Below are 994 nucleotides of genomic sequence, written 5' to 3'. Positions count from 1 at the left end.
AGGGCCTCGGCCAGCCCGTCCGGCGTGGTGGCCTCCACCGGCAGCGGCACGGGGGCGGGCGGGTGGATGCGCTGGACGGGGCGCCCGCCGCGCTCCGTCAGGTCGGTGCGCAGGGGTTCGTGCCGCTCGCTCAGCCGGTTCAGCGCCGTGCGCAGGGCGGCGGCATCCACGTCCGCGCCGAAGCGCAGGGCAAGGGCGAGGTTGTAGGCGGTGGACGGCCCTTCCACGCGGTCGAGCACCCACAGCCGCTCCTGCGCCGGTGCCGCGGGGACCCCGGCATTGGGGACTTCGGCATCGGGGGCCAGCCGGGGGATGGGGGCCGGGCCGTCGCCGGGCAGGGCGAAGCCGTCCTCCTCCAGCAGCAGGGCCAGCAGGTCGTCGGTGGCGTCCACCCCGGTCATGGCGCCGCCTTCGCGCGCAGCGCGGCGCGCTGATCCGGGGTCATCCGCTCGATCTCCTCCAGCCGGCGGGCCAGCGTGTCGGTGAAGCCCGGCTTGGGCTCCAGCGTGCGCAGGGCCTCGGCCAGCCACGCGACGGTGGGGCTGGCCAGCACCGCCATCACCGGCAGGTCGATGCGGAAGGTTTCGCGCACCCGCGCCGCCACCTGGGCCGCGCGCAGCGAATTGCCGCCGAGCGCGAAGAAATCGTCGTGCCGTCCCTCCACCGCGGTTCCCAGCACCGTTTCCCAGATGCGGGCGATCCGCCGTTCGGCGGGGCCGTCCGGCGGTTCCGGGGCTCCACCTCCGGCACCTTGCAGGCTCCGCAGGTCCAGCGTGCCGTCGCCGCGCCGGGGGAGGTGATCCACCGCCGTCACCGGAGCGTCGAAGGCGGTTCCGAAGCGGTCCTCCAGACGCGCCGAGCCGTCGAGGGCCGCCGGCCCGGCCACATAGGCGGCGGGCGTGTCAAGCGCTGCGGCGGAGCCGGGCACGCGGGGAGCGTGGCGCGGGTGGTCGCCGTCCATCCCGATCAGCAGGGCCCGCCCCGGCAGGCCGAG

General features: G+C 76.5%; 2 protein-coding genes. Both read right to left on the bottom strand.

Translation table 11 applies throughout. From position 1 onward, the window contains the following. Positions 1-401, bottom strand: a 401-nt coding sequence (locus QSG27_RS29035; protein WP_306712335.1) for a condensation domain-containing protein, incomplete at its 3' end; no start/stop codon positions are given. Then, positions 398-994 (bottom strand): phosphopantetheine-binding protein (locus tag QSG27_RS29030; protein WP_306712333.1); only part of this gene is annotated, 597 nt, incomplete at its 5' end. The genes QSG27_RS29030 and QSG27_RS29035, both read right to left, overlap by 4 nt.

The organism is Azospirillum isscasi (genome assembly GCF_030849505.1).
GTDB lineage: Bacteria > Pseudomonadota > Alphaproteobacteria > Azospirillales > Azospirillaceae > Azospirillum > Azospirillum isscasi.
The sequence above is the reverse complement of the archived record's forward strand: the minus strand, read 5'-3'. Positions and strand labels throughout refer to the sequence as shown.